This is a genomic window from Allobosea sp. OK403, from assembly GCF_900113835.1.
Taxonomy (GTDB): Bacteria; Pseudomonadota; Alphaproteobacteria; order Rhizobiales; family Beijerinckiaceae; genus Allobosea.
In genome coordinates this window covers 441,010-461,546 of sequence record NZ_FOQV01000003.1, presented here as the reverse complement: position 1 = coordinate 461,546, position 20,537 = coordinate 441,010, and the positions used below count along the sequence as shown (strand labels likewise).

The following is a 20,537-nucleotide window of genomic DNA, read 5'->3' as shown; positions in this document are numbered from 1 at the left end:
TCAAGCGCCTTTCTGCGCCTGCTCGGCAAAGGCCTCGGCCCGGATCGTCGAGAGCGACTTCGCCGGCGTGATCGCCTCCGGATCGAGCAGGCAATGGATGATCGCCGGCTTGCCGCTCGCGACCGCCCGCTCGAAGGCAGGGCCGAATTCGGCCGTGGTCTCGACACGCTCGCCATGGCCCCCAAAAGCTTTGGCATAGGCCGCAAAATCCGGGTTCTTCAATTCCGTCGCCGAGACGCGGCCGGGATATTCGCGTTCCTGATGCATGCGGATGGTGCCGTACATGCCGTTGTCGATCACCACGACGACGACAGGCAGATCGTACTGAACCGCCGTCGCAAAATCCTGCCCGTTCATCAGGAAGCAGCCATCGCCGGCAAAGGCGACCACCGTCCTTTCAGGAAACAGCCGCTTGGCGCCGATCGCGGCGGGCACGCCATAGCCCATCGAGCCGCAGGTCGGCGCGAGCTGCGTCGCGAATTTGGTGAAGCGATGGAAGCGGTGCACCCAGGTGGCGTAGTTGCCGGCGCCGTTGCACAGGATCGCGTCGTCGGGCAGGTGGCGCCGCAGCCAGGTCACGGCCTCGCCGGGATGGAAGGCGCCCGCTACCGGCGCGGGCTGCTCGGTCCAGCCGAGATAGGCCTCATGGGCTTCCGCGGCAGCGCCGGCCCAGGGAATCTCCTGCGGCGGATGCACCGTCTCCAGCGCGGCGCAGAAGGCGGTCGGCGAGGCGTTGATCGCCAGGGATGGCCGGTAGACGCGGCCCAGTTCCTCGGCATCGGGGTGGACATGCACCAAGGGCCGGCCGGGTTCGGGGATACCGAACAACGTGTAGGACTGGCTCGGCATCTCCGAGAGCCGCCCGCCGACGAGCAGGACGAGATCGCTCTCCTTGATGCGCTTCAAGAGTTTGGGATTGGGGCCGATGCCGAGATCGCCGGCGAAGTTCGGGTGGTCGGCCGGGAACAGCATCTGCCGGCGGAAGGAGACCGCGACCGGCAGGTCGAAACGCTCGGCGAAGCGGGTGAAGCGTTCGATCGCCTGCGGGCTCCAGCGTGAGCCGCCGAGGATCGCAACCGGCGACTTCGCCGCCCAGAGCCGCTTCTGCAGATCGATGGTCTGGAGCAGGGACGGGTGCGTCTCGGTGACCTGATAGGGCTGTGCATCGGCCACGTCGGCAAGGTCGGTCAGCACGTCCTCTGGCAGCGCGATCACCACCGGGCCGGGTCGGCCGGCGGTCGCGACATGGAAGGCGCGGCTGATGATCTCGGGGATGCGCGCGGCATCGTCGATCTCGGTCGCCCATTTCGTCATGGTGCCGAAGACGGCGCGGTAGTCGAGCTCCTGGAAGGCCTCGCGCTCGCGCATGCCACGCTCGATCTGGCCGACGAAGAGGATCAGCGGCGTCGAATCCTGGTCGGCGATATGGATGCCGGGCGAGGCGTTGGTGGCGCCTGGGCCGCGCGTCACGAAGCAGATGCCGGGCTTGCCCGTCAGCTTGCCGGCGGCCTCGGCCATCATGCAGGCGCCGCCTTCGGCCCGGCAGACGGTGACCTTCAGGCTCGCATCATGCAGCGCATCGAGCACGGCAAGGTAGCTCTCGCCGGGTACGCAGAAGGCGTCGGTCGCGCCGTGGATCAGCAATTGGTCGACGAGGATCTGCCCGCCTGTGCGATTAGCCATGGTGCGGCCCTCCCCAGGCCGGGTCGTTCAGGATGTCGTCGTGATGTTCGCCGAGCCGTGGGCTCGGCCGTCCCGCCACTTGCCTGACGCCGTCGATCACGATCGGCGAGGCGACGGTCGGGATCGTCCCACCCTTGGCGGCGGCGCTGGGCAAATCGACCTTGACGCCGCGCGCCATGATCTGCGGGTCGGCAAAGACCTCGTCGACGGAATTGATCGGCCCCGCCGGCACGCCGACCGCCTCGAGCGCCGCCAGCAGGTCGGCCTTGCCGTAGCGCTGGGTCAGGGCGTGGAGTGCAATCGTCAGCGGCGCGCGATTGGCGACGCGGGATTTGTTGTCGGCATAGTCGGGGTGGTTGGCGAGCTCGGCGCCGCCCAGCACGTCGCAGAGCTTGCGCCATTGCCCGTCATTGCCGGTGGCGATGATGATGTGGCCATCGGCGACGGGAAAGACGTCATAGGGCACGATATTGGGGTGCGCGTTGCCGAGCCGCGGCGGCGGATTGCCCGAGACGAGATAGTTCATCGCCTGGTTGCCGAGCACGGCGACCTGGGCATCGAGCAGCGCCATGTCGAGCGTCGCGCCCTCGCCGGTCGCGTCGCGCCGGCGCAGCGCCGAGAGGATGCCGACCGAGGCGTAAAGCCCAGTATAGATGTCGGCGACGGCATAGCCTGCCTTCATCGGCGCGCCCGCCGGTTCGCCGGTCACCGACATCGGCCCGCCCATGCCTTGCACCAGGAAGTCGTAGCCGGCGCGCGGCGCGTAGGGGCCAGTCTGACCGAAGCCGGTGACCGAGCAATAGATCAGGCGCGGGAAGGCTGCGCGCATCGCGGCGGCATCGAGCCCGTATTTCTCCAGGCCGCCGACCTTGAAGTTCTCGACCACGACATCGGCATGGGCGGCGAGGCGATACACCAGCGCCTGGCCTTCCGAGGTCCGGAAATCGGCCGTGATCGAGCGCTTGCCGCGATTGGCCGAGTGGAAATAGGCGGCCGAGAGATGCTCGTCGCCGACGCCCTCGACGAAGGGCGGGCCCCATTTGCGGGTGTCGTCGCCCTCGGGCGCCTCGACCTTGACGACATCGGCGCCGAGATCGGCCAGAAGCTGGCCGATCCAGGGACCGGCAAGGATGCGCGCGAGTTCGAGGACGCGCAGGCCGGCAAGGGGAGGGGCTGGGGACATCGACAACAACCTGAACGCCATCATTCCGGGCGACCGCAGGGAGAACCGGAATCCATCGAAGGGCGCTGTGCTCTATGATGGATTCCGGCTCTCCGCTTCGCTGCGGCCGGAATGACGGCTGAGGATCAGAAAAACGCCTGCAAGCCGGTGATCGCCCGGCCGAGGATCAGCGCATGCACATCATGCGTGCCCTCATAGGTGTTCACCGTCTCGAGATTGGCTGCGTGGCGCATCACCTGGTACTCGATCGAGATGCCGTTGCCGCCATGCATGTCACGGGCCTGGCGGGCGATGTCGAGTGCCTTGCCGCAATTGTTGCGCTTCACCAGCGAGATCATCTCCGGGGCCATCTTGCCCTCGTCGAGCAGGCGCCCGACGCGCAGCGAGCCCTGCAGGCCGAGCGAAATCTCGGTCAGCATGTCGGCGAGCTTCTTCTGGTAGAGCTGCGTCTGGGCCAGCGGCTTGTTGAACTGCTTGCGGTCGAGCCCGTATTGGCGGGCGCGGTGGAAGCAATCCTCGGCGGCGCCCATCACGCCCCAGGAGATGCCGTAGCGGGCGCGATTCAGGCAGCCGAACGGACCCTTGAGGCCGGAGACGTTGGGCAGCAGGTTCTCTTCGGGAACGATGACGCCGTCCATGACGACCTCGCCGGTGATCGAGGCGCGAAGTGAGAGCTTGCCGCCGATTTTGGGGGCAGACAGGCCCTTCATGCCCTTTTCCAGGATGAAGCCGCGGATCTGGTTGTCATGCGCCGCCGATTTCGCCCAGACGACGAAGACATCGGCGATCGGCGAATTCGAGATCCACATCTTCGAGCCGGTCAGCTTGTAGCCGTCAGCGACCTTCTCGGCGCGGGTCTTCATCCCGGCGGGGTCGGAACCGGCATCGGGCTCGGTCAGGCCGAAGCAGCCGACCCATTCGCCCGAGCCGAGCTTGGGCAGGTACTTCTTGCGCTGGTTCTCGTCGCCATAGGCATAGATCGGGTACATCACCAGCGAGGACTGTACCGACATCATCGAGCGGTAGCCGGAATCGACGCGCTCGACCTCGCGGGCGACGAGCCCGTAGGAGACGTAGTTCGCGCCGGCGCAGCCATATTCCTCGGGCACCGTCACGCCGAGCAGGCCGAGTTCGCCCATCTCGTTGAAGATGGCGCGGTCGGTGGTCTCGTTGAGATAGGCTTCCGAGACGCGCGGCTGCAGCTTCTCCTGCGCGAAATCGCGGGCGGTGTCGCGGATCAGGCGCTCATCTTCGCTTAATTGCTCATCGAGCAGGAAGGCGTCGTCCCAGGTGAACTCGGCCAGCTTGTGGCTGGTGGAGTGGCTGCGAGCGGCTTCGGCCATGGTGTGTCTCCCTCTTGTTCGCTGCTCACCGTCATTGCGAGGAGCGAAGCGACGAAGCAATCCAGGGGACGTAGAGCGTTGCCGCTCCTGGATTGCTTCGCTTACACTCGCAATGACGGCGTGTTTCCTCAGCTCAAATCGTCAAGCATCCACATCGAAGCTGACGCCCTGCGCCAGCGGCAATGTCGTGCCGTAATTGAGCGTATTCGTCGCGCGGCGCATATAGGCCTTCCACGCATCGGAACCGGCCTCGCGGCCACCGCCCGTTTCCTTCTCGCCGCCGAAGGCTCCGCCGATCTCGGCGCCGGACGGGCCGATATTGACGTTGGCGATGCCGCAGTCGGAGCCCTCGGCCGAGACGAAAATCTCGGCTTCGCGCATGTCGAGCGTGAAGATCGAGGAGGACAGGCCGGCGCCGACCGCGTTCTGCAGCGCGATCGCCTGGTCGAGCGTCTTGTACTTCATCACATAGAGGATCGGCGCGAAGGTCTCGCGCTCGACCGGGCCGGTCTGCGAGGGCATCTCGACCAGGGCAGGGCGGACATAGAAGCCGCCCGCGCCGACCGTGACCTGCTCGCCGCCATGGACCTTGCCGCCGGCGGCCTTGGCCTCGGAGAGAGCGGTCTGCATGCCCTTGAAGGCGGCCTCGTCGACCAACGGTCCGACGAGCACGCCGGCCTCGCGCGGATCGCCGATCTTGACGCTGCCATAGACCTTGATCAGCTTGGGAACGAGCGCGTCATAGACGCTCTCATGCACGATCAGGCGGCGCAGCGTGGTGCAGCGCTGGCCGGCCGTGCCCATCGCCGCGAAGGCGATGCCGCGCAGCGCGATGTCGAGATCGGCTGAGGGCGCGACGATCGCGGCATTGTTGCCGCCGAGTTCGAGGATGGCGCGGGCAAAGCGTGCGGCGAGCTTCTGGCCCACCTCCTTGCCCATCCGGGTCGAACCCGTGGCCGAGACCACCGGCACGCGATGGTCGCTGACCAGGAGGTCGCCGATCTCGCGACCGCCGATCAGGATCTCGGAGAGGCCGACCGGGGCCTCGGGGCCGAAGCGCTTCATCGTCTTCTCGACGATCGCCTGCACAGCGATGCCGGTCAGCGGGGTCTTCTCCGAGGGCTTCCAGACGACGCTGTCGCCACAGACGAAGGCGAGTGCGGCATTCCACGACCAGACCGCGACCGGGAAGTTGAAAGCCGAGATCACGCCGCAGACGCCGATCGGGTGCCAGGTTTCCATCATGCGGTGGTTCGGGCGCTCGGTCGCGATGGTCAGGCCATAGAGCTGGCGCGAGAGGCCGACGGCGAAATCACAGATGTCGATCATCTCCTGGACCTCGCCGAGGCCCTCGGAGACGACCTTGCCGGCTTCAAGCGTCACCAGCAGGCCGAGATCGGTTTTCGAGGCGCGCAGTTCCTCGCCGAGCAGGCGCACGAACTCGCCGCGGCGCGGCGCCGGCACCTTGCGCCAGGCGAGATAGGCGCTCTGGGCCCGACCGATTGCGGCCTCGGCCTCGGCGGGGCTCGTCTCGCGGAGCGTGGCGACGGCCTCGCCCGTGACCGGCGAATGGGCGGGGAGGCCTGCCTTGGCGAAGGCGGCGTCGGTTACGCCGAGGCGCTTGAGCAGCGCCAGCGCGTCTTGCGGCAAAGATGAAGCCATCTGTGAATTCCAAACCCGTCGCTAGAGCCGGACATCTGAATCCGGCTCTCATCTAAAAGTCAGAGCAGGATCAATGCGAAAAACCGGTTCCCACTTTTCCGCATCCTGCCCTAGCGAAACACGCCAAGCGGCGCGGGACTTCGAGCCGCCGCGCCGGAAGCGCGAAGAATGCCCTCTTCCACCCCGCATGAGCAATCGATATGTTCTCACGACTTGATGAGAGTTTATCATGAACTTTGACATCGTCCCGGGCCGGCTTTCGGTGCCTTCGCTCTCGGCGCTCGCTGCCTTCGAGGCGGCGGCGCGGCATGGCAGCTTCACGCGCGCTGCCGAGGAACTGAACCTGACGCAAGGCGCTGTCAGCCGGCAGGTCGCGCATCTTGAAAAGGTTCTCGGCGTCGGCCTGTTCCAGCGCGTCAGGCAGCGTGTCAGCTTGACGCCGGCGGGCAGCGCCTATGCGGCCGAGATCAGGGACGGTCTGTCGCGGCTGGCCGCGGCCACCGTCTCGGCCATGGCCTTTCGCGGCGCGGCCGGCGTGCTGCATCTGGCGATCCTGCCGACATTCGGCACGCGCTGGCTGATCCCGCGCCTGTCGCGCTTCATCGAGGCGCATCCCGGCATCACGATCAACTTCACCACCAAGCTGGTGCCCTTCGACTTCGCTCGCGAGCAGGTCGATGCCGCCATCCATTTCGGTGATCCCGTCTGGGCCGGCGCCAGGCTGCACCGCTTGATGGGCGAGGAGATCATCCCCGTCGCCGCACCGTCCCTGGTGGCGCGGCTTGGCCTGGCGGAGCCGGCGGACATGCTGCGCGCGCCCTTGCTGCAGCAATCGACGCGGCCGCGCGCCTGGGCCAACTGGCTGGAGCAGCAGGGCCTGCCGCCCGAACGCGCCTTGATGGGGCCGCGCTTCGAGCAATTCGCCATGGTCTCGCAGGCCGCGGTCGCCGGATTGGGGCTCGCCATCGTGCCGCGCTTCCTCGTCGAGGAGGAGTTGCGCCTGGGCGCGCTCGTCATCCCCGTCGATCGGCCGGTGACCGGCTCCGAGGGCTATTATCTGGTCTATCCCGAGGCCAAGGCCGGGCTGCCGGCAGTGGTCGCCTTCCGCGACTGGCTGCTCGGCGAATGCGGCGCGTGAGCCAGAGCAGGATGCGAAAAAGTGGGCACCGGTTTTTCGCATTGATCCTGCTCTCGCTTTTAGTTGAGAGCCGGCTGCCGGCGCGTCTGCGCTCGAAAGGCCGCCAAGGTTTCGCTCGATGGCGCTGAGACTGCTTCGCGAGGCCCGCGACGACAGCTCTCGACAAGGCGTCATTGTCGCGTCATTCATGCGCTGAATTCACCAACCTCGGTCGCGGCGTATCGCGGCCATGCTCCGCGGGACCGCCATGTTGTCTTCGTCCGAAAGCGCCGATGTCGTGATTTGCGGCGGCGCCGCCATCGGCTCCTCCGTCGCCTATCACCTCGCCGCCGATCCCGGCTTCAAGGGTAAGGTCGTGGTGATCGAGAAGGACCCGACCTATCGTCTGGCCGCCTCGGCGCTCTCTGCCGCCTCGATCCGCCAGCAATATTCCAGCGCGGTCAACATCCGCATCTCGCTCTTCGGCATCGATTTCCTGCGCAATCTCGGCACTCATCTCGCGGTCGATGGCGAGACGCCCGTCATCGATCTGCATGAGGGCGGCTATCTCTATCTCGGCAGCGACGAGGGCGCCCCGATCCTCGCCGCGAACCAGAAGCTCCAGGCCGCCGAGGGCGCAGATATCGCGCTTTATGCCGCAGAGATGCTGCGTAGCAAATTTAGCTGGCTTAATACATCGAACCTGATCTGCGGCACCTATGGCGTCAGCGGTGAGGGTTGGTTCGACGGCTGGGCGCTGCTGCAGGCCTTCCGTAGGAAGGCGCGCTCGCTCGGCGTCGAATACCGCCAGGGCGAGGTCACCGGCTATAGCGTCGAAGGCGGTCGCATCACCGGCGTCGAACTCACTGACGGCAGCCGCATCGCCTGCGGCGCGGTGGTGAACGCCTCGGGCACTCATGGCGCGCGGCTCGCCGCCACCGCCGGCGTCGCGATCCCGGTCAAGTCGATGAAGCGCTATGTCTTCTCCTTCACCTGCAAGGGCGAGGTCGACAACTGCCCGCTGCTGATCGACACCACCGGCGTCTGGTGCCGGCCCGAGGGCAAGCGCAGCAGCGAAGGCCAGCTCTTCATCGGCAGTTCCTCGCCGACGAGCGAGGCCGACCAGGAATGGATCGAGAGCGATCCGGGCGTTGAGGATGTCGACTGGTCCTTCTTCGAGGAGACGGTCTGGCCGGCGCTGGCGCATCGCATCCCGGCCTTCGAGCAGATCAGGCCCGGCCGCGCCTGGGCCGGCCCCTATGACATGAACGGGCTCGATCACAACGCGATCATCGGCCCGGCTGCCGGCGTTCCCAATCTCTATCTCGCCAACGGCTTCTCCGGCCATGGCCTGCAGCAGTCGCCAGCGGTCGGGCGCGGCCTTGCCGAGCATATCCTGCATGGCGGCTATCGCACGCTCGACCTTGCTGATCTCGGCCATGAGCGCATCGTTGCCGGCAAGCCTCTCAAGGAGGCCAACATCATTTGAGGAGGTGGCCGCATGGTCGATCCTGCCTTCGTCCAGGCCATGGCGCGCTACAACGCCTGGCAGAACCGGAGCCTGATCGCGGCGGCCGACACGCTCGACGATGAAGGGCGCCGGCGCGACCGGGGCGCCTTCTTCAAGTCGATCCAGGGCACGTTCAATCACATTCTCTGGGCCGATGAGGTCTGGCTGCATCGCCTGACCGGCTCGCCGAAGCCGTCCGTGAGCGGCCGCGATTCGGCGATCTATGTCGAGGACTGGGCCGAGTTCCGCTTCAGGCGCCGCGAGCGCGATTTCGCGATCGAGGCCTGGGCGGCGAATGTCGAAGCGAACTGGCTGCGCGGCACCCTGATCTGGTATTCGGGTGTGGCCGGCCGCGAGATGGGCAAGCCCCGCGGGCTCGTGGTGGCGCATCTCTTCAACCATCAGGCGCATCATCGCGGCCAGATTCACGCGATGCTGACCGCGGCCGGAGCCAAGCCGGACGATACCGACTTCTTTCTTGTCGACGAGTTGCGCTGAATGCGGCTCGCAATCGGTCACACAGATTTGCGGTCACACAGATTTGATGTGCGATTGATGGCGTAGAATCCGATTCGGAAAACTCTTTGCGCGGGCGCCCTCGCTTGCGCTGCAGACGGATGGTCACGCATGCCCAGCTCAGAGACGATCACCACCGGCGCGGACCTGATCGCGCGAGGCCTTGCGCGGGCTGGCATTCGCCACGCCTTCGGCATTCCCGGCGGCGAGGTCCTGGCGCTGGTCGAGGCCTTCAGCGCAGCCGGCATCGAGCCGGTTCTGGTCAAGCATGAGAACGCGGCCGGCTTCATGGCCGAGGGCGTCTGGCATGCGACGGGAGCGCCCGGCCTGTTCTACGCCACGCTCGGTCCCGGCGTGGCCAATGCGGCCAATGTCGTCGCCAATGCAATGCAGGACCGCGTGCCCTTGATCTTCGTCACCGGCTGCGTCGATGCGGCCGAGGCCGAGAGCTACACGCATCAGGTCTTCGACCATCAGGCGCTGCTGCGCCCGATCGTCAAGGCGAGCTTCCGCGCCACAGCCGAGACCGCCGCCCTCGTCGTCGAGAAAGCCCTCGCCATCGCGCTGTCGGGCCGGCCCGGCCCGGTCCATATCGATGTGCCGATCGGCGTGGCGGAAGGCCCCGCCAAGGCGTCCGCGCGTCCGCCGGCTCCGCTGCCCCTGCCGGTGCGGCCGGCCGAGGGGCCGGGCCTGGAGGCGGCTCGCGGGGCTCTGGCGAATGCCGAGCGCCCGCTGATCATCGCCGGTCTCGATGTCGTCAACCAGGGCGCTGCCGATGTGGTCGCCGATTTCGCACGCGACCGCGATATTCCCGTCATCACCACCTACAAGGCCAAGGGCGTGCTGCCCGAGAGCGATCCGCTCTCGCTTGGCGGAGCGGGGCTCTCGCCCAAGGCGGACAAGCTGCTGCTGCCGCTGGTCAAGGCCGCGGATATGATCGTGCTCGCCGGCTATGATCCAATCGAGATGCGCCTCAACTGGCGCGATCCCTTCTCTCCCGGAACCCAGATCATCGACATCGTCGCCGAGGCGATGCCCCATGGCGTGCATCGCAGCGACCATCTCATCGTCGGCGACATTGCGGCCAGCCTTTCGGGCTTAAGCGTCGCGCCGGCCAAGAGCCATGTCTGGCCCGGCGGCGAGCCCACAGTGGCACGGGAGGCGCTGCGCGACAGCTTCGCCTCCTCGGCTGCCTGGGGGCCCGATGTCGTCTTCGAGACGGTGCGCGCCGCGACGCCGGCAGACACCGTCATCACCATCGATTCCGGTGCCCATCGCATCCTGCTCTCGCAGATCTGGCAGACGGACATCCCGCACGCGATCCTGCAATCGACCGGGCTTTGCACGATGGGCTGCGCCGTGCCGCTGGCGCTTGGCTACAAGCTCGCCAGGCCCGCGACGCCGGTCGTCGCCTTTGTCGGCGATGCCGGGCTGGAGATGGGCCTGGGCGAGCTCGCGACCGCGCGCGAACTCGGCTTGCCCATCGTCATCGTCGTCCTGGTCGATGAGAGCCTCGCCTTGATCGAGATGAAGCAACGCTCCAGTCAACGCCCCAATGCGGCCGTGGATTTCTCCGGCAGCGATTTCCCGGCCGTGGCGCAGGCGCTCGGCGGCGTCGGCCGCTGGGTCGATGATGCGGAGACGCTCGCGGGGGAAGTCGAAGCTGCGCTTAGCCGCGCCGCATTCACCGTGCTGGCCTGCCGCATCGCGCGGCGCGCTTATGACGGGAAGATCTGAGGCGGCGGACAGAGACGGCCCGGCTGGAGCTGGAAAAGGGCGGGCGATCTTCGCTTGAAGTCGCTTGCCAACTCGGCAGGATGAATGCTGCCTGCTATCGTCGCGGGCTCTCAATCTAAGAGTGAGAGCAGGATCAATGCGAAAAACCGGTGCCCACTTTTTCGCACCTTGCTCTTGCGGAGGGTCTGCCGTGCTTCGTGTCCTGACAGCCTTTTCGCTCGGCCTCGCCTTCACCGCCGCGGCACTCGCGCAGGAGGCCCCGGCCAAGGGCGAATTTCAGCAGTCGCCGGCTTTGCGCGCGCGCTATGCCGATGTGCCGGTGACATTGCGCTCGCCTTTCTTCGCGGAGGCGCGCGCCCGCGGCTATGATCCGGGGCGGGAGGCTGCCGGCTTCACCACCCAGGCCGAGATGGAGGCCTTCATCGCCGCGCTGGGCAATGCCGCCAATCTCGGCATCGGCTCGCTTGGGCGCTCGCTCGAAGGCCGCAACATTCCCTATCTCCTGTTCACGGCCGAGGGCGCTCGCAGCCTGGAGGAGGCGGCCAGGAATCAGCCCGCCGACCGGCCGGTGGTCTGGCTGATCGGCCAGCATCACGGCAATGAACCCGCCGGCGGCGAGGCGATGCTGGCGCTGGCGAAGGACCTCGCCTCGGGCGGGGAGCTCGCCGAGCTGATGCGGGCGCTGACCATCGTCATCGTGCCGCGCTCCAATCCCGACGGCGCCGCAGCCTTCACGCGCGACACCGCCGCCAAGGCCGATCCGAACCGTGATCACCTGCTCCTGACCCTGCCCGAAACCCGCGTCCTGCAGACGGCAGCTGCGATCTTGCCGCCGGATCTCGTCATCGATGCGCATGAGTTCACGGTCGGTGGTCGTTGGCTGGCGAAGTTCGAGGCGCTGCATGCGACGGACTTCGTCTATATGCGCGCGACGCATCCGCTGGTGCCGGCGCGCGCCACGGCGCTGGCCGACCAGCTCTTCCTGCCCGCGATCGAGGCCGCGGCCGCAAGCGCCGGGCTGACGGCCTATGTCTATCAGACCTCCCCGAACGCCAAGCCGGAGGACAAGACCGTCGCGACCGGCGGCAATGCGGCCGGCATCGCGCGCAACGCCTTCGGATTGATGGGCGCGGTCTCGATCCTGCTGGAGACGCGCGGCGTCGGCATCGGCACGCAAGGCTTCCAGCGCCGCGTCGCCACTCACTACCTCGCCGCTATCGGCGCCTTGCGGGCCGCGGCTGCCGATCCTGCCCGGCTGCGGCGTGCCGTTGCCGAGGGGCGCCAGGAGGCGGCGCGTTCGCATGCGGACCTCGTCGTCGCGCATCGCGTCCCGGTGGTCCAGGGTTTCGTGCCGCTGGTCGACCCCGTCACGGCGGCGCCGCGCCCGACCGCGGTGCCTTTCATCGATGCCCGCCATATTGAGCCGACCGTGGTGCGCCCGCGGCCCGCCGGCTACTGGCTGGCGGATGGCGAAGCGACGGCGCCGGTGCGCGAGGCGCTGGCACGGCGCGGCATCCGCTCTTGCATCCTCACAGTGCCCGCGACCGTGTCGGGGGCTGAAGCCTTCACCGTGACGGCACGCCGGCAGGTCGACCGCCGCGCCATCAATCCCGAAGGCGGCGTCTCCACGAAGAGCGAACGCGACGCTGCGCCCGTCACCTTGCCGGCCGGCTCGAGCTATGTCCCGGTCGAGCAGCCTCTGGTCGGCCTCGTCGTCGCCTCGCTCGACCCTGACGCCGCCGGCGGCTTCGTCAGTGCCGGCCTGTTCCCCGGTGAGGTCGGCGCCCGTCTGCCGCTGCTGCGCTTGCCGGCCGGCGCTGGCGCAATCGACTGCCCAGCCAAGCCTGATTGAGCGGGCCTCGGCAGCGTCGCTACGCGCGGCCCGGGCAAGCTACGCTTGCGCGGCATGAGAGGGGCGCGTCGCCGGGTGATTGTCGGGGCCGGCTGGATGCGGGCATGGTGCGTACCATTGCTGGAGCGGTTTCATGCCTGAGATTCACAACCTGCTTGCTTTCGTGCTGCTGGCCTTCGGCATGGTGCTGACGCCCGGCCCGAACATGATCTACCTGATTTCCCGCTCGATCTCGCAGGGCCCGGGCGCCGGCCTGATTTCGCTCGGCGGCATCGCGCTCGGCTTTCTCTTCTATGTGTTCTGCGCCGCCTTCGGCATCACCGCCTTCGTCCTGGCGGTGCCGTTCGCCTATGACGCGCTGCGGCTCGCCGGCGTCGTCTATCTGCTCTATCTTGCCTGGCAGTCGCTGAAGCCCGGCGGCCGTTCACCCTTCCATGTGCGCGAGCTCGCGCCCGACGGCCCGCGCAAGCTCTTCGCGATGGGCTTCCTGACCAGTCTGCTCAATCCCAAGATCGCGGTGTTCTACCTGGCGCTGCTGCCGCAATTCATCGATCCCGCTGCCGGCAGCGTGCTGGTGCAGTCGATCATGCTCGGCTTCATCCAGATCGCGGTCAGCCTCAGCGTGAATGCGCTGATCACCCTTGCCGCCGGCAGCATCGCGCTGTTCCTGCGGACGCGGCCGTTCTGGTCCCTGGTGCAGCGCTGGCTGATGGGCACCGTGCTTGCGGGCTTTGCCCTGCGCATGGCGATGGAAGCCAGGCGCTGAGGCCTTGGCGGTTGATCGCGCAACCGCATCCTTCCTCGAACACCGACATCGCCGCCGCGTCGCGAAGCTCGTTCTATCACTGCGCGTCGCCGTTGATTAAGTTGGCAACATTGTCCCGCCTGGAACGAATGTGAGTATGCGCGATGAGCGATTTGACGCCTGAGGAAGCGAAGGTCACGGCCTGGCTCGCCAGCCGCAAGGAGGCGATGGTCGGGCTGTTGCGCGAGATGGTCGACACCGATTCAGGCTCCTACGACAAGGCCGGCGTCGACCGGGCAGGGCAGGTGCTGGCGCGCTTCCATGAGGCGAACGGGCTCGTCGTCGAGATCGTCCCGGATGCCCGCTATGGCGACGCCGTCAAGGCGCGCCTGCCCAACCCGTCGGCCAATGACCAGCGCCCGGTGCTGCTGCTCGGCCATCGCGATACCGTCTTCCCGCAAGGCGAGCCGACGCGCCGGCCCTTCACCATCAAGGGCGGCCGGGCCTATGGGCCAGGCGTCGCCGATATGAAGGCCGGCCTCGTCATCGAGGCTTTCGTGGCGGCGGCCTTCGCCGAATGCGGCGGACTTCCCGCACCGCTCCTGATGCTGACGACGAGCGATGAGGAGATCGCCTCGCCATCCTCGCGGCCGATCATCGAGGCCGCTGCCCGCGAGGCGCGCTGCGTCTTCAACGCCGAGCCGAGCCGCCTGCCGGCCGGCACCGAATTCAGCCGCGACCAGAAGCAGTCGATCACCTCGGGCCGCAAGGGCGGGGTCTTCATGCGCGCCGAATTCACCGGCAAGGCCGCCCATTCCGGTGCGAATTACGACAAGGGCGTCTCGGCCATCGTCGATCTCGGCCACAAGATCCCCAGGCTTCAGGGCCTCACCGATCTGGAGCGCGGCGTCACCGTCAATGTCGGGCTGATCGGTGGCGGCCAGACCGTCAACACCATCGCCCCCCATGCCTGGTGCGAGATCGACCTGCGCTATGTCACGGCCGCCCAGCGCGACGAGTTGGTCGGCGCGATCAAAACCATCGTCGAGACGCCGGTGGTGCTAGGTGCGACCGGAGCCCTGACCATCAAGGGCGAGTTCGTGCCGCTGGAGCGTTCGCCCGAATCGGCTGTCCTGTTCGAGACCTATCGCGATGCGGCGGCGGGTTTCGGCATCAGCGTCGCCGCCGAGTTCACCGGCGGCTGCGCCGATTCGGGCTTCACCGCCGCGCAGGGCTGCCCGACCTTGTGCAGTGTCGGGCCGATCGGCGGCCTAGCCCACACGCCCGACGAGTTCCTGGAGGTCGAGAGCATCGTCCCCGCCGCGCAGGTCCTGGCGCTGGCGGTGATGCGGACCGCGGCCAGGATGGAGTGAGCTAGGCTCAGCGGCAGAGCAGGGCGATCTTGTGCGGCAGCGAGGGCTCGTCCTCGCTTAGCCGGTCGGTCAGCACATGCAGCCAGTTGAAGCCGACCCAGAGTTCGAGACGGTCGTCGATCTCGTCGGCCGGGAACTCGCTGCGCTCGGCAGCCCGCAGGAACATTTTGCGGGGTGAAGCCAGTCTTTCCGGCATGAATTTGAAGCGCAAGGCGGCGAGCGCGCCCTCGCTGGTCTGCGCTTCGGCGATCAGGCCCCGAAAGACGCGCCCTGCTGTATCCTCGCGCCAGAAGCGCCAGAGATCCTTCGTGTAGAGCAGGAGATCATCGCGAAGCGATCCCGTGTCCGGCACAGGGATCGCGGCGTCTTTGTCCGCCCCGTAGATGGCGATGAAGAGGTCGGCCTTGCTTGGCCACCAACGGTAGATCGTCGGCTTGCCAGCGCCGGCGCGTCGGGCGACCTCCTCGATCGAGAAGCCGGCATAGCCCTTCTCCGCCAGCAGCTCCCGGGCCGCTGCCTTCACGGCCGCCTCTGTCTCGGGGCTGCGGCGTGCGCCGATCGAGGCCCGGCGCTTCGTTTTCGGTTCCATCGTTCCACCTTCCGTAGGCGCGACCGCCACCGTCTAGAGCATTTTCGAGCGAAGTGGACACCGGTTCGCGTGAAGAAAATACGATAAAACAAATAGTTAGAGTACTTTCGCGATTCGGAGAAACGCGGAAATGCTCTAGCGTAGCGGACAGGCGGGAGCCGGTCGGCCATTCAAGCCGTGGCGCTATGCAGGTAAATTCCACGCTGCGGTCAGGCAGGCGCGTTCATCGCTCGCTCCTTGACATAACGAAACGGTCCGTTTAGATCAACAATAGAAACGATACGTTTCGTTATGAATGGAGTTGCCCGATGGGCTCACCTTCTTCTTCGACCTCGCATACCGCACTCCTGTCGCGCCTCGTGGCGCGGCTGCGCTTCTTGATTGTCGCAACGCTGGGCGCTTATGCCGCCATAAATCTGCTGCTGGCGGCGCTTGCGCCATTCACCCAGGGCTGGCCGACCCTCGGTGTCACGGCACTGGCCGTGCCGCCGATGGTGCTGGTGATGGTCTACGCGGTGATTCCGGTCGCCTTCCGCTTCGGTTCGCCGCGCTGATCCGGCACGTGCGCTCTCAGAACGCCTCTTCCCAGTTGCGGCTGAGCCGCATCGCCGAGTTGATCAGCCCGACCATCGAATAGGTCTGCGGGAAATTGCCCCAGAGCTCACCCGTAGCGAGGTCGGCATCCTCCGAGAGCAGGCCAAAGCTGTTGCGCCGCTTCAGGATGCGGCCGAACAGCTCCTTGGCCTCGTCGACCCGGCCGATCGCGTAGAGCGCGTCGACATACCAGAAGGCGCAGATCAGGAAGCCGGTGTGCATGAAGCCGAAATCGTCCTGCGTCGCGTAACGCAGCAGCAGGTCGCCACGTGTGAGGTCGCGGCCGATCGCCTCGACGGTCGCGATATAGCGCGGATCGTCGGCCTTGACGAAGCCGAGCTCGGCAAAGAGCAGCAGCGTCGCGTCGAGCTCCGTTCCGTCGAAGGTCGAGACGAAATGGCCCTTCTCCTCATTCCAGATGCGCTCGCCGATGATGCCCTTCAGGCGCTTGGCCTCGGATCTCCAATACTCCTTGCGGTCAGCCCGGCCGAGCGTGCCGGCGATGCGGGCGAGGCGGTCGCAGGCCGCCCAGCACATCACGCTGGAGAAGGAGTGCACCACCTGCCTTTCGCGTAGCTCCCAGGGGCCGGCGTCGGGCTTGTCGAAATAGGCGATGGCGAGCTCGCCCATGCGCTCGAGCTGGGCGAAGAGCATGTCCTTGCCGGGCTGGATCAGGCGCTGGTCGAAGAAGGAATGCGTCGCTGCGAGCACGACCGCGCCGTAGCCGTCGTTCTGAATCTGCGTCGCGGCGCCATTACCGAAGCGCACCGGCTGGTGGCCGCGATAGCCTGAGAGGTTGGGCGCCTCGAACTCCTCCAGCGTGCCGCTGCGTGTGATCGGGTAGAGCGGCGGCAGATGCTCGGCCCCGCTTTCGGTGAAGGTGTCGACGATATTGGTGATGAAGCCGAGATAATCCTCCATCGTCCGCGTCGTACCCAGGCGATTGAGCGCATGGACGACGAAATAGGCGTCGCGCAGCCAGCAGAAGCGATAGTCCCAGTTGCGCTGCGTGCCGGGCGCCTCGGGGATCGAGGTGGTGAGCGCGGCGACGATCGCGCCGCTCTCCTCGAAGGAGCAGAGCTTCAGCGTGATCGCGGCGCGGATCACCTCTTTTTGCCAGTCGAACGGGATCGAGAGCGAGCGCACCCAGTCGCGCCAGTAATCGGTCGTCTTGTCCAGGAATTCTCGCGAGGTCGTCTCGATCTCGGCGCGCAGCGCCTCGTCCGAGCCGATGAAGAAAGAGAAGGGCCGGTCGACCGCGAAGGGGATGCTGTCGACGACATAGGAGACCGGTGCGTCAGTGGTCAGGCGGATGGTCTGATCGGCGCCGACGAAGCGGACATGGTTGGAGCCGCGCGTGATCTCGTCGGGCTCCTCGCCGAGGCCCAGGCTCGGCTTCAGCACGACGCGGATGCGCGGCCGGCCCGAGATGCGCCTGACGCGCCGCACCAGCTGCGGCGGCCGGAAGAAGCGCTCAAAGCGCACGAAACGCGGCGCGAAATCGAGAATCTCGATGGCGTTGCCCTGATCGTCCGATAGGACGGAGGACAGGATCGCGGTGTTGTCGAGATAATTTTGCTCGCAGCGCGTCATCCCGACCAGCTCGATCGCGAAGACGCCTTTCTTCGGCATCGCTCCGTCATCGTCCGGCTGGTTGTCGATCAGCGCGCAGAACACCGGGTCGCGGTCGAAGCGCGGGAAGCAACCCCAGACGATGCGGGCGCGCCGGTCTATCAGCGCGGCGATCGAGCAATTGCCGATCACGCCGAGGTCGAGCGAGACGGAGTTCCGTCCCGCGATCGTCGTCGAAACTGTCATCGGTAACCTTATGAGAAGCTGGAAGCGGTCAGACGGCCGTGTTCGGCCGCAGCGAGAAGGATCGTGCGCAGGGCGGTCGGCGAGGCAATGCGGTGCGCGGCACAGGTCTCGCCGTCGCCGATCCGGATCGAGAGCCCGCCCAATGCGTTCACCGCCTTGAAGCCGGCCTCGTCGGTGATGTCGTCGCCGATGAAGACGGGCCTGCGTCCGGCATAGGGCGCGCTCTGCATCAATTGAACAATGGCGCCGCCCTTGCTGGCGCCGGCGGGAACCAGTTCCGCCACCGACTTGCCTTCCTGGAGCCGGACGGCCGGTCCCATACGCGCGGCAATCGCGCGGATCAGATCCAGCGCCTCGTCCTTCAGCGTGGGCGCGAGCCGCCAGTGCACGGCGATGGAAATGTGCTTGTCCTCGACGATGATGCCGACATGGCTGTTGGCGAAGCGCACCAGATCGCGTGTCGCCTCGCGCATCGCGTCGGGGACCGCAGACTGCGAACGGATTTCGCCATCGACCCGAATTTGCGCGCCGTGCAGCCCTGCGGCGTCGAATCGATAGGGGGCGAGAACCTCGTCGAGAAAGCTGACGGGCCGGCCGGAGACGAGCGCCAGCGCTCCGCCGAGTGAGGCGCGCAGGGATTCCAGCGCCGGAGCGACCTGTCGGTCGAGCTGCACGGCGTCGGGCACGGGGGCGATTTCGACAAGCGTGCCGTCGAAGTCGAGAAACAGGGCGATCTCGGACTCCGTCGGAGCGATGTCGCGGATATCGTGAAGCAATTCAGTTTCTGCCAGTGTCATCATCTTTGTCTATCTGAGCCAAATCTCGATCTATCTGAGCCATGAGTCGGGCGAAAACACGGCCCTTCAGCTTGAGCGTTCCTTGTGCCGAAGCGCCGACGTGCCTCCCGGATCGTGTCTCTGTTCGTGAACTCGCCACATTTATTGTCCAGCTTCCCGTTGTCGTCACGATCTCGACGTGGCGTTGCCACCGCTTCGCCATCGGCGAATACGGAGGCCTCGGAAACATTACGTGCTCAGCCGCGTTCTGTTCCTGCCACTGGTGTCGAAATTCTGGCGACCAGTCGCAATTCAAAAGGAGAGCTGTCGCGCCATGCGTCTCGTCATCGTCTCGAATCGCGTCACCATTCCCGATCGTCACGAGAAAGCGGCGGCAGGGGGATTGGCGGTGGCGCTGCGCGAGGCGCTGGAGAAACGCGGCGGGCTCTGGTTCGGCTGGAGCGGCGATGTCAGCGACGCCCCCAGTGGCCAGGCTGTCCGCACGGTCCAGCGCGGCAAGGTGACCTATGCGGTCACGGATCTCAGCGAGAGCGAGCGCCAGACCTATTATCTCGGTTTCTCCAACCGGGCGCTCTGGCCCAATATGCATTACCGGCTCGGCCTGACGGAATTCTCGCGCACGGATTATGCCGGCTATCTCGCGGTCAACCGCCGCTTCGCCAAGGCGCTCATTCCGCTGCTGAAGCCCGACGATCTGATCTGGATCCACGATTATCACCTGATCCCGCTGGCCGCCGAGCTGCGCCGGCGCGGCGTGACCAACCGGATCGGCTATTTCCACCACATTCCCTGGCCCCCGGCTGAGGTTTTCGGCGCTCTGCCCTTCAGCGCCACGCTGATCAGCACGATGGGCGCCTATGATCTCGTCGGCGTGCAGACGCAGGTCGATGTCCGCAATCTGATCAGCGGCCTCGTTTCGCTCTGCGGCGCGAGGGTGGAGGGCGGCAAGGTCAGGATGGGCCGCCGCGAAACCACTGTGCAGGCCTTCCCGATCGGCATCGATGTCGAGGCCTTCCGCAAGCTCGCTGCGGCCTCCGAGCGGGCCGCGACGCGTCCGATCAAGGCCACCAGGGAATCGCTGGGCGCCCGCAAGCTCGTCATCGGCGTCGACCGGCTCGACTATTCCAAGGGCATCGTCCAGCGCCTGGAGGCGTTCGGACAATTCCTGCGCAGCCATCCCGAGCATCGTGGCCGGGTCGGCATGCTGCAGATCGCGCCGCCCTCGCGGACCGACGTGCCCGAATATGCCGAGCTCGACCGTCAGTCGGACGAAACTGCGGGCCGCCTCAACGCCGCACTCGGCGAGTTCGACTGGACGCCGATCCGCGTGGTCAAGAAGGCCTATTCGCGCAATGCGCTGGCGGGGTTCTACCGGCGTGCCCAGGTCGGGCTGGTGACGCCGATGCGCGACGGCATGAATCTCGTCGCCAAGGAATATATCGCAGCGCAGGATCCCGCCGATCCCGGTGTGCTCGTGCTGTCGCGCTTCGCCGGCGCAGCGCAGCAGATGGGCGAGGCGCTGATCGTCAACCCCTACGACACCCATGAAGTCGCCGAGGCGATCCGCACCGCGCTCGCCATGCCCAAATCCGAGCGCATTCGCCGGTTCGAGCGTCTCTACGAGATCATCGACGCGACCGATATCGGCTGGTGGACGCAGTGCTATCTCGATGCGCTCGCGGGCATCGAAGCGCCAACTCAGGACGGCGCTGAGACATTCGGACCGAAGCGCAGCGCGTCGAAAAAAGCGGCGCCCAGACTACGGGTCGTGACGCCGGAGCCTCGGCCCGATACGGAGAGCCGAGGCCAGGGCGAAACGGCTCTGGAAGCGGCTCCGCCGGTGCCGAAGCGGAAAGGCGGGGCTTCGGTGAAACCCGCTGTCGCCGCCACGCCGGCGCGCAACGGCGCCGCGCTTGGACCGGCCTAGAGCCGGATGATTTCAGACAGGATCACAGAGTGATCCTGTCTGAAATCTGAATCCGTCTCTCTTCCAAGAGTGAGAGCAGGATTAATGCGAA

At 66.5% G+C, this 20,537-nt stretch carries 16 protein-coding genes; 9 read left to right on the top strand and 7 right to left on the bottom strand.

Annotation, left to right across the window (positions count from 1 at the left end):
• From BMZ97_RS13415 to BMZ97_RS13400, 4 genes are all read right to left on the bottom strand, one after another.
• Window positions 1–1,683: a thiamine pyrophosphate-binding protein gene (locus BMZ97_RS13415; RefSeq protein ID WP_092170030.1), complete on the bottom strand. Its 1,683-nt coding sequence runs from the start codon at window positions 1,681–1,683 to the stop codon at window positions 1–3.
• On the bottom strand, window positions 1,676–2,866 hold the full coding sequence (locus tag BMZ97_RS13410; RefSeq protein ID WP_092170027.1) for a CaiB/BaiF CoA transferase family protein: 1,191 nt from the start codon (window positions 2,864–2,866) through the stop codon (window positions 1,676–1,678). The genes BMZ97_RS13415 and BMZ97_RS13410 overlap by 8 nt, the downstream gene beginning before the upstream one ends.
• 125 nt (window positions 2,867–2,991) lie before the next feature.
• Window positions 2,992–4,209, bottom strand: coding sequence for an acyl-CoA dehydrogenase (locus tag BMZ97_RS13405; protein ID WP_092170025.1), 1,218 nt, complete (start codon window positions 4,207–4,209; stop codon window positions 2,992–2,994).
• Window positions 4,210–4,350: 141 nt separating this feature from the next.
• A complete protein-coding gene (locus BMZ97_RS13400; RefSeq protein ID WP_092170022.1) occupies window positions 4,351–5,871 on the bottom strand; it encodes an L-piperidine-6-carboxylate dehydrogenase in 1,521 nt (506 codons plus the stop codon).
• A gap of 229 nt (window positions 5,872–6,100) precedes the next feature.
• Between BMZ97_RS13400 and gcvA the strand changes: the two genes are divergently transcribed.
• From gcvA to BMZ97_RS13365, 7 genes are all read left to right on the top strand, one after another.
• A complete protein-coding gene (gene gcvA, locus BMZ97_RS13395; protein ID WP_092170020.1) occupies window positions 6,101–7,009 on the top strand; it encodes a LysR family transcriptional regulator in 909 nt (302 codons plus the stop codon).
• Between the two features lie 250 nt (window positions 7,010–7,259).
• Window positions 7,260–8,477 (top strand): NAD(P)/FAD-dependent oxidoreductase, encoded by a 1,218-nt coding sequence (locus tag BMZ97_RS13390; RefSeq protein WP_244546397.1) that lies wholly within the window; start codon window positions 7,260–7,262, stop codon window positions 8,475–8,477.
• A gap of 12 nt (window positions 8,478–8,489) precedes the next feature.
• Window positions 8,490–8,996: a DinB family protein gene (locus BMZ97_RS13385; protein ID WP_092170017.1), complete on the top strand. Its 507-nt coding sequence runs from the start codon at window positions 8,490–8,492 to the stop codon at window positions 8,994–8,996.
• A gap of 129 nt (window positions 8,997–9,125) precedes the next feature.
• Window positions 9,126–10,751 carry a thiamine pyrophosphate-binding protein gene (locus BMZ97_RS13380; protein WP_092170014.1) on the top strand — a complete coding sequence of 542 codons (1,626 nt, stop codon included), beginning with the start codon at window positions 9,126–9,128 and terminating at the stop codon, window positions 10,749–10,751.
• Between the two features lie 190 nt (window positions 10,752–10,941).
• Complete coding sequence (locus BMZ97_RS13375) at window positions 10,942–12,603, top strand: M14 family metallopeptidase (RefSeq protein WP_175525545.1); 1,662 nt, start codon at window positions 10,942–10,944, stop codon at window positions 12,601–12,603.
• A 133-nt stretch (window positions 12,604–12,736) separates the two neighbouring features.
• Window positions 12,737–13,369 carry a LysE family translocator gene (locus BMZ97_RS13370; RefSeq protein ID WP_092170009.1) on the top strand — a complete coding sequence of 211 codons (633 nt, stop codon included), beginning with the start codon at window positions 12,737–12,739 and terminating at the stop codon, window positions 13,367–13,369.
• 143 nt (window positions 13,370–13,512) lie between these two features.
• On the top strand, window positions 13,513–14,721 hold the full coding sequence (locus BMZ97_RS13365) for a M20 family metallopeptidase (RefSeq protein WP_092170006.1): 1,209 nt from the start codon (window positions 13,513–13,515) through the stop codon (window positions 14,719–14,721).
• Window positions 14,722–14,728: 7 nt separating this feature from the next.
• Here BMZ97_RS13365 and BMZ97_RS13360 read toward each other — a convergent pair whose 3' ends face one another.
• Window positions 14,729–15,310, bottom strand: a complete 582-nt coding sequence (locus BMZ97_RS13360) for a TetR/AcrR family transcriptional regulator (protein ID WP_092170004.1) — start codon at window positions 15,308–15,310, stop codon at window positions 14,729–14,731.
• A gap of 308 nt (window positions 15,311–15,618) precedes the next feature.
• Between BMZ97_RS13360 and BMZ97_RS13355 the strand changes: the two genes are divergently transcribed.
• Window positions 15,619–15,864: a hypothetical protein gene (locus tag BMZ97_RS13355; RefSeq protein ID WP_092170001.1), complete on the top strand. Its 246-nt coding sequence runs from the start codon at window positions 15,619–15,621 to the stop codon at window positions 15,862–15,864.
• A gap of 16 nt (window positions 15,865–15,880) precedes the next feature.
• Here the strand turns inward: BMZ97_RS13355 and BMZ97_RS13350 are convergent, their stop codons facing one another.
• Together BMZ97_RS13350 and otsB are read right to left on the bottom strand one after the other, a co-directional pair.
• Complete coding sequence (locus BMZ97_RS13350; protein ID WP_092169999.1) at window positions 15,881–17,722, bottom strand: glycoside hydrolase family 15 protein; 1,842 nt, start codon at window positions 17,720–17,722, stop codon at window positions 15,881–15,883.
• An 8-nt stretch (window positions 17,723–17,730) separates the two neighbouring features.
• Window positions 17,731–18,519, bottom strand: a complete 789-nt coding sequence (otsB, locus tag BMZ97_RS13345) for a trehalose-phosphatase (protein WP_092171382.1) — start codon at window positions 18,517–18,519, stop codon at window positions 17,731–17,733.
• A 313-nt stretch (window positions 18,520–18,832) separates the two neighbouring features.
• On the opposite strand from otsB, the gene otsA reads away from it, so the two are divergent.
• Window positions 18,833–20,446 (top strand): alpha,alpha-trehalose-phosphate synthase (UDP-forming), encoded by a 1,614-nt coding sequence (otsA, locus tag BMZ97_RS13340; RefSeq protein WP_092169996.1) that lies wholly within the window; start codon window positions 18,833–18,835, stop codon window positions 20,444–20,446.
• The last annotated feature ends 91 nt before the right edge of the window (window positions 20,447–20,537 follow it).